The organism is Mycobacterium sp. TH-M15 (assembly GCF_057473705.1).
This window is the reverse complement of sequence record NZ_JBYCLB010000178.1, coordinates 1-7,682: the sequence shown is the minus strand read 5'-3', so window position 1 is coordinate 7,682 and position 7,682 is coordinate 1. Positions and strand designations below refer to the sequence as shown.

10 protein-coding genes are annotated in these 7,682 nt (G+C 70.0%); 8 read left to right on the top strand and 2 right to left on the bottom strand.

Annotation, left to right across the window (positions count from 1 at the left end; translation table 11 throughout):
• The 4 genes from AC2VNT_RS04245 to pspM all read left to right on the top strand — a co-directional run.
• Positions 1-251, top strand: a 251-nt coding sequence (locus AC2VNT_RS04245; protein WP_486945664.1) for a CDP-alcohol phosphatidyltransferase family protein, incomplete at its 5' end; no start/stop codon positions are given.
• A gap of 90 nt (positions 252-341) precedes the next feature.
• On the top strand, positions 342-668 hold the full coding sequence (locus tag AC2VNT_RS04240; protein ID WP_486945663.1) for a helix-turn-helix domain-containing protein: 327 nt from the start codon (positions 342-344) through the stop codon (positions 666-668).
• A gap of 73 nt (positions 669-741) precedes the next feature.
• Positions 742-1,560, top strand: a complete 819-nt coding sequence (pspA, locus tag AC2VNT_RS04235) for a phage shock protein PspA (protein WP_486945662.1) — start codon at positions 742-744, stop codon at positions 1,558-1,560.
• A gap of 9 nt (positions 1,561-1,569) precedes the next feature.
• On the top strand, positions 1,570-2,382 hold the full coding sequence (pspM, locus tag AC2VNT_RS04230) for a phage shock envelope stress response protein PspM (RefSeq protein ID WP_486945661.1): 813 nt from the start codon (positions 1,570-1,572) through the stop codon (positions 2,380-2,382).
• A gap of 9 nt (positions 2,383-2,391) precedes the next feature.
• On the opposite strand, the gene AC2VNT_RS04225 is transcribed toward pspM, so the two are convergent.
• On the bottom strand, positions 2,392-2,802 hold the full coding sequence (locus AC2VNT_RS04225) for a limonene-1,2-epoxide hydrolase family protein (protein ID WP_486945660.1): 411 nt from the start codon (positions 2,800-2,802) through the stop codon (positions 2,392-2,394).
• 40 nt (positions 2,803-2,842) lie between these two features.
• Here AC2VNT_RS04225 and AC2VNT_RS04220 point away from each other — a divergent pair, with 40 nt between their 5' ends.
• From AC2VNT_RS04220 to recX, 4 genes are all read left to right on the top strand, one after another.
• Positions 2,843-4,015, top strand: coding sequence for a glycosyltransferase (locus AC2VNT_RS04220; RefSeq protein ID WP_486945659.1), 1,173 nt, complete (start codon positions 2,843-2,845; stop codon positions 4,013-4,015).
• A 10-nt stretch (positions 4,016-4,025) separates the two neighbouring features.
• Positions 4,026-4,220 carry a DUF3046 domain-containing protein gene (locus AC2VNT_RS04215; RefSeq protein ID WP_486945658.1) on the top strand — a complete coding sequence of 65 codons (195 nt, stop codon included), beginning with the start codon at positions 4,026-4,028 and terminating at the stop codon, positions 4,218-4,220.
• A gap of 268 nt (positions 4,221-4,488) precedes the next feature.
• Complete coding sequence (recA, locus tag AC2VNT_RS04210; RefSeq protein WP_486945657.1) at positions 4,489-6,633, top strand: intein-containing recombinase RecA; 2,145 nt, start codon at positions 4,489-4,491, stop codon at positions 6,631-6,633.
• Positions 6,599-7,138, top strand: a complete 540-nt coding sequence (gene recX, locus AC2VNT_RS04205) for a recombination regulator RecX (protein WP_486945656.1) — start codon at positions 6,599-6,601, stop codon at positions 7,136-7,138. The genes recA and recX overlap by 35 nt, the downstream gene beginning before the upstream one ends.
• On the opposite strand, the gene AC2VNT_RS04200 is transcribed toward recX, so the two are convergent.
• Positions 7,135-7,359, bottom strand: a complete 225-nt coding sequence (locus AC2VNT_RS04200; RefSeq protein WP_486945655.1) for an Rv1893 family protein — start codon at positions 7,357-7,359, stop codon at positions 7,135-7,137. The genes recX and AC2VNT_RS04200 overlap by 4 nt on opposite strands.
• Between the last annotated feature and the right edge of the window lie 323 nt (positions 7,360-7,682).

The following is a 7,682-nucleotide window of genomic DNA, read 5'->3' as shown; positions in this document are numbered from 1 at the left end:
GCGAGGTCGGCGTCACCCTGCTCCGGTTCGTCATGCTGCATCGCGGGGTGATCCCGGCCAGCCGGGGCGGCAAGCTGAAAACGCTGGTACAGGCGGTGGCGATCGGTTTGTTCGTGCTGCCGCTGACCGGACCCTGGCTGACGGCGGCCCAGGTGGTGATGGGTGTCGCGGTGGTGTTGACGGTGGTGACCGGGGTGGACTACGTGCGGTCGGCGATCGCCGACGTGCGCGGGGGGCGGTCCCGGCGCTGACCCGGTCGGGAACCAACCCGGCCGTTCCGCTCGTTCACTGTGGTGACCGCCGGCCGCGGGCCCGCGGACCGACCGATCGGGGAGTAGACGATGACGACATTGCTGCGGGAGGCCGTCGGTGACGTGCTGCGACAGGTGCGGACCGGGCAGCGGCGCACGCTGCGCGAGGTCTCCGATGCGGCCCGGGTGAGCCTCGGCTACCTCTCCGAGGTCGAGCGGGGACGCAAGGAGGCGTCCAGCGAGCTGTTGAACGCGATCTGCCGGGCACTGGGGATTCCGCTGTCGACGGTGCTTTTCGAGGCCGGCCGGTACGTCGCCGGGGCCGAACACGCGGCGGTTCGCGCCGCCGGTGCGGCGAACATCGACGCCGGAACCAAGGTCGTCATCCCGCCGGTGACGGCGGTGACCGTGGTCTAAATTGGGCGGACAGGGACCGACCCATCCCGTCCGGGCATCCGGCGAACATCGATAACGAAGACGGAGCTGACTGATGGCCAACCCGTTCGTCAAGGCGTGGAAGTACCTGCAGGCACTGTTCAACGCGAAGATCGACGAGCACGCCGACCCGAAGGTGCAGATCCAGCAGGCCATCGAAGAGGCGCAGCGTCAGCATCAGGCCCTGACCCAGCAGGCCGCGCAGGTGATCGGGAACCAGCGGCAGCTGGAGATGCGGCTCAACCGCCAGCTGGCCGATGTGGAGAAGCTGCAGGCCAACGTGCGCCAGGCGGTGACGCTGGCCGACCAGGCCACCTCGGCGGGCGACGCCGCCAAAGCCACCGAGTACAACAACGCCGCCGAGGCGTTCGCCGCCCAGCTGGTCACCGCCGAGCAGAGCGTCGAGGACCTCAAGGGCCTGCACGACCAGGCGCTGAGCGCGGCGGTGCAGGCCAAGAAGGCGGTCGAGCAGAACGCGATGATGCTGCAGCAGAAGATCGCCGAGCGCACCAAGCTGCTCAGCCAGCTGGAGCAGGCCAAGATGCAGGAGCAGGTTAGCGCCTCGCTGCGGTCGATGAGCGCGATCGCCGCCCCCGGAACCACGCCGAGCCTCGACGAGGTGCGCGACAAGATCGAGCGGCGCTACGCCAACGCGCTGGGCGCCGCCGAGCTGGCCAAGGACTCGGTGCAGGGCCGGATGATCGAGGTGGAGCAGGCCGGGGTGCAGATGGCCGGCCACTCCCGGCTGGAGCAGATTCGGGCGTCGATGCGCGGTGAGACGCTGCCGGCCGGCGGTGCGCCGGCGGCCGAGCCGTCACCGGCGGTCCCGGCCCCGGGCGCCGAGGCCACCCCCGAGAAGCCGATCGGGCAGTAGCGCGTGCCGATGACGGTCAGGTCGGGAGGACAAGCGGTGCGCAGCGGCGGCTGGCGGCCGGTGCTGCGCCGCGGTTATGCCGCGGCCGGCCGACTCTCCGACCTGCTGGCGTACTGGGTCACCGCTGCGACCGATCCGCGGGCCCGGGTGCTGCGGCAGCGTCGCCGGGCGCTGCGCTGGGGATTGGTCTTCGGCGCTGGCTGCCTGTTCTGGACCGTGGTGACGGCGGTGCTGGCGTCCTGGTCGACGCCGGCCTGGGCGCTGCTGATCCCGGGGGCGGTCGCGGTCGGCGCGACGGCGCTGGCGATGGTGACGCTGCTGCGCTACCGCTGGCTGCGGTCGATGCCGCTGCCCGCACACCGGCCCGGCACCAGCCGCCGGCTGCCGCCGCACGGCTCGGCGGCCCGGCCGGCGATGTCGGCGCTGAACGCCTCGGAACGCGGCCTGTTCTCGCTGCTCGGGGTGCTGGAGCGGGGCCGGCTGCTGCCGGCCGGCGAGATCGACGAGCTGACCGCGGCGGCCAACCAGACCGCCGCCGCGATGACCGCCACCGCCGCCGAGGTGGTGTCGATGGAGCGCACCGCGCGGTTCGCCCCGGACTCGCGCGGATATCTGACGCCGACCATCGACGCGTACACCGCACAGCTGGGCTCCGGCGTCCGGCAGTACAACGAGATGGTCACCGCCGCAGCACAGTTGGTCTCGGTCGCCAACGGCGGTGCTGAGCCGCAGCGGCGGCACTACCGCGACCAGCTGGTGGGCGTCACCGACCGGCTGCTCGGCTGGGCGCAGGCGTTCGACGAACTCGGCCGGCTGGTTTAGCCGGCTGCGTCAGAAAGACGGCGGTCGTGACGGGAGCACGATGCCGGCCACACCGCGCACCGTCGCCTTGAGCATGTCGAAGAAGTCGAAGTAGTCGCGCCACAGCGTGATCCGTCCGTCGTGCACCTCGAACACGCCGCAGACCCAGAACTGCAGCCGCAGCGGGCCGATCACCAGCGCGTCGGTGCGTTCGGTGAGCACCGCGGCGCCGTCGGCGGCGATCCGGTGGGTTTTCACCTCGAAGGTGACCCGGCCGCGCATCCGGCGGAACACCCCGATGGTGGCGCGGCGGCCGTGAATGGTCGGCAGCCCGACGTTCTGGTAGACGACGTCGTCGGCGAGCAGGTCGGCGGCGGTGTCCAGGTCGTCGGCGGCCAGTGCGGCCAGGAAGGTCTCGACGGATGTCTGTTCGGGAGTCACCGCCTCAGCCTAGGGTGACCGGCTGTGGCACGGTAGCAGGATGCGGGTGGTGGTGGTCGCCGGTCCGGATCCGGGGCACGCGTTCCCGGCGATCGCGCTCTGCCTGCGGTTCGCCGCCGCCGGTCACACCCCGACCCTGCTGACCGGGGTGCGGTGGCTGGACACCGCCCGGGCGGCCGGGGTGGACTCCGCCGAGCTGGTCGGCCTGGACCCCACGGCCGCCGACGACGACCGCGACGCCGGCGCCAAGATCCACCACCGCGCCGCCCGGATGACGCTGGACAACCTCGACCGACTGCGCTCGCTCACCCCGGACCTGGTGGTCTCCGACGTGATCACCGCCTGCGGCGGGATGGCCGCAGAACTGCTCGGTATCCCGTGGGTCGAACTCGACCCGCACCCGCTGTACCTGCCGTCGAAGGGGCTGCCGCCGGTGGGCACCGGGCTGGCGCCGGGCGTCGGGCGGCGTGGCCAGCTGCGCGACACCGTGCTGCGGGCGCTGAGTGCGCGGTCGTGGCGGGCCGGGCTGCGGCAGCGGGCGGTCGCCCGGGCGGGCATCGGGCTGCCGGCTGACGACCCCGGGCCGCTGCGTCGGTTGATCGCCACCCTGCCGGCGCTGGAGGTGCCGCGCCCGGACTGGCCGGACGAGGCGGTCGTGGTGGGCCCGCTGCACTTCGAGCCGACCGAGCGGGTGCTGCCGGTCCCGCCCGGCCCGGGGCCGGTGGTGTTGGTCGCGCCGTCGACGGCGGCCACCGGAGCGGTGGGGCTGGTCGGTCTGGCGTTGGACTGCCTGGTCCCGGGCTCCGGGCTGCCCGCCGGCGCTCGGCTGGTGGTGTCCCGGCTGGGCGGTTCCGAGCTGGCGCTGCCGCGGTGGGCGGCGGCCGGGCTGGGGCGACAGGACGAGCTGCTCACCCACGCCGACCTGGTGATCAGCGGCGGTGGCCACGGCATGGTGGCCAAGTCGTTGCTGGCCGGCGTGCCGCTGGTGGTGGTGCCCGGCGGGGGCGACCAGTGGGAGCTGGCCAATCGGGTTGTCCGGCAGGGGAGTGGGCTGCTGGTGCGACCGCTGACCGCCGGCGCGCTGGTGGCTGCGGTCGGCGCGGTGTTGGCCTCGCCCGGTTACCGGGCTGCCGCCCGGGCTGCCGCGGCGAGCGCCGCGCGGGTGGCCGACCCGGTGCGGGTGTGCGACGAGGCGCTGGCCGACGCTCGGTAGGTTGGCTGGGGTGCGGCTGACGGACTTTCACGAGCGGGTCACCCTGCGGTTCGGCTCGGGCTACGGCGCCTCGGTGCTGGCCGACCATGTGCTGACCGCGCTGGGCGGGCGCACCGCCGCGCAGGCGATCGAGGACGGGGTGGAGCCGCGCGACGTCTGGTGGGCGCTGTGTGCGGACTTCGACGTGCCGCGGGATCAGTGGTGACCGGGCTGCTTCCGGACTGCGTACCGGGCGGGATTCGCCGCTCGGGTAGGCGCCGCCACCGCAGAGTTGGCGCACTCACCGCAGAGTCGATCGCCGCCTGAATCCACGGCCCGGCGTGTCACACTTGAATCGAACACGTGTTCGTTTACTGTGGAGCCTGTTCGACGGCCTCGTCGCTGGTCAGGCGTACTTGTCAGACCCTGTTGTTAGCGTCACGGCCAATCGACCGAAACCGGTCAACCGAACACCGAGCTACAGGAGAGACGTCATGGCGCAAGCACCCGATCGCGAGAAGGCCCTCGAGCTGGCGATGTCCCAGATCGAGAAGAGTTACGGCAAGGGATCGGTGATGCGTCTCGGCGACGAGGTGCGTCAACCGATCTCGGTCATCCCGACCGGGTCGATCGCCCTGGACGTGGCGCTGGGCATCGGCGGCCTGCCCCGCGGGCGGGTCATCGAGATCTACGGCCCGGAATCCTCCGGGAAGACCACCGTGGCACTGCATGCGGTGGCCAACGCCCAGGCGGCCGGCGGCATCGCGGCGTTCATCGACGCCGAGCACGCGCTGGACCCCGAGTACGCCAAGAAGCTCGGGGTGGACACCGACTCGCTGCTGGTGTCCCAGCCCGACACCGGCGAGCAGGCGCTGGAGATCGCCGACACGCTGATCCGGTCCGGTGCGCTGGACATCCTGGTCATCGACTCGGTAGCCGCGCTGGTGCCGCGCGCCGAGATCGAGGGCGAGATGGGCGACAGCCACGTCGGTCTGCAGGCCCGGCTGATGAGCCAGGCGCTGCGCAAGATGACCGGCGCGATGAACAACTCGGGAACCACCGCGATCTTCATCAACCAGCTGCGGGAGAAGATCGGTGTGATGTTCGGATGCATGAGCTATAGCACCCGGGTGACGCTCGCCGATGGCAGCACCGAGAAGATCGGCAAGATTGTCAACAACAAGATGGATGTCGAGGTGCTGTCCTACGACCCAGTGGCTGACCAACTCGTCCCGCGCAAGATCGTGAACTGGTTCGACAACGGGCTAGCCGAACACTTCTTGCAGTTCACGGTCGAGAAGTCTGGGGGCAACGGCAAATCTCAGTTCGCCGCAACGCCCAACCACCTGATCCGCACGCCGGGCGGCTGGACCGAAGCCGGTGAGCTGATAACCGGTGACCGGGTGTTGGCCGCCGAGCCGCAGTTACTCAGTGACCAGCAATTCCAGGTCATCCTCGGTTCGCTGATGGGCGACGGGAACCTCTCACCCAATCGGCGCGACCGCAACGGGGTCCGGTTCCGGCTGGGACACGGCGCCAAACAGGTCGAGTACCTGCAGTGGAAGACGGCGTTGTTGGGCAACATCGGACACTCGGTGCGCGAGAACGCCAAAGGGGCACACTTCGTCGACTTCACCCCATTGCCCGAGCTGGCCGAACTGCAGCGCGCGGTGTACCTCGGAGATGGCAAGAAATTCTTCTCCGACGAGTACCTCAAGGCGCTCACCCCGTTGGCGCTGGCCATCTGGTACATGGATGACGGTTCGTTCACCGTTCGCTCCAAGGGATTACAGCAACGCACCGCCGGCGGCAGTGGGCGGAGTGAAATCTGCTTGGAAGCGATGAGCGAAGGAACGCGGACACGGTTGCGTGACTATCTGCGCGATGTCCACGGGTTGGATGTGCGTCTGCGGTCATCCGGCTCGGCGGGCAAGGCGGTGCTGGTGTTCACCACCGCCGCCACGGCGAAGTTCCAGGAGATGGTGGCGCCCTACATGGCGCCGTCGATGGAGTACAAGCTGCTGCCACGGTTCCGTGGTCAAAGCTCCGTAGCGCCGCAGTTTGTCGAACCCACCCAACGACTGGTGCCCGCTCGGGTGCTGGACGTGTATGTCAAGCCGCGTACTCGGTCGATGCACCGCTTCGATATAGAGGTGGAGGGCGGTCACAACTATTTCGTCGACGGGGTGATGGTGCACAACTCTCCCGAAACCACCACGGGCGGAAAGGCGTTGAAGTTCTACGCCTCGGTGCGCCTGGACGTCCGGCGGATTGAGACGCTCAAGGATGGTACCGACGCGGTGGGCAACCGTACTCGGGTCAAAGTGGTGAAGAACAAGGTGGCGAGCCCCTTCAAGCAGGCCGAGTTTGACATCCTGTACGGCCGGGGGATCAGCCGCGAGGGCTCGCTGATCGACATGGGTGTCGACCAGGGCTTTATCCGCAAGTCCGGTTCCTGGTTCACCTATGACGGGGAGCAACTCGGGCAGGGCAAGGAGAACGCCCGCAACTTCCTGCTGGAGAACGTCGACGTGGCCAACGAGATCGAGAAGAAGATCAAAGAGAAGCTCGGCATCGGCGCCGTGCTGACCGACGAGCTGACCGATGACGGCGTCCTGCCCGCCCCCGTCGACTTCTGAGTCCCCGGAGGTCGACCCGGCCAGGCGCGAGGAGCAGGCTCGGGCGCTGTGCCTTCGCCTGCTCACCGCCCGGGCCCGTACCCGCGCCGAACTCGCCGGCCAGCTGGCCAAACGCGGCTACGCCGACGACGTCAGCGCCCGGGTGCTGGACCGGCTGGCCATGGTGAACCTGATCGACGACGCGGACTTCGCCCGGCAATGGGTGCGGTCACGTCAGACCCGCGCCGGCAAGAGCAAGCGGGTGATCGCCGCCGAACTGCGGACCAAGGGCGTCGACGACGAGGTGATCGCCACGGCCCTGGCCGGCATCGGCGCCGACGCCGAACGGGACCGGGCCGAAAAGCTGGTACGCGACCGGCTGCGCCGAGAGGCACTCGGCGAGGACGACGTGCGGGTCAGCCGTCGGCTGGCGGCGATGCTGGCCCGCCGCGGATACAGCCAGTCGCTGGCCTACCAGGTGGTCAGCACCGAACTGGCCGTCGAGCGGGAACGCCGCCGGGTCTAGGCATCGTCGGCCTCGTCGCGCTTGCCGGTGATGACCTCTTTGGCCTTGTCCACGGCGTGGGTGGCGATGTCGATCGAGTCCTGAACGATCGCGCTGGCACCGCCGGCGATGTCGCCGCGGACGATGTCGCCGGCATCCTCGACGATGTCGGACGCCTTGTCGACGGCGTGCGCCGCGATGTCACGCGCCGCGGCGACGGCGTCTTTCGGGTTGAACGCCATGGGGGTCTCCTGTCCGGTTGAGCCTGCCCTGACTCTAGACCCCGCGGCGTCGCGCGACGAGTCCTCGTGGCGATTCACCGGCCAGCGGCTGGACGGGGGATAAATCGAGGTTCGAGCAGCGCAGCGGGTCGTCATCATCGCCGGCGGCGGAGCCGGAAAATCATCGCTGGCTGGTCCGCTACCGGCGCCGGTGGACGCCGAGGATCACCGCGGCCGTCGGCGCGACCGCCGGCACCGCCGACGTCCACGTGCTGCGCAACCCGGCCGAGGTGAGCGAATTTCTGGCGCGGGTGCCGCCCGCCGTACCATTGGGCCCGTGACGT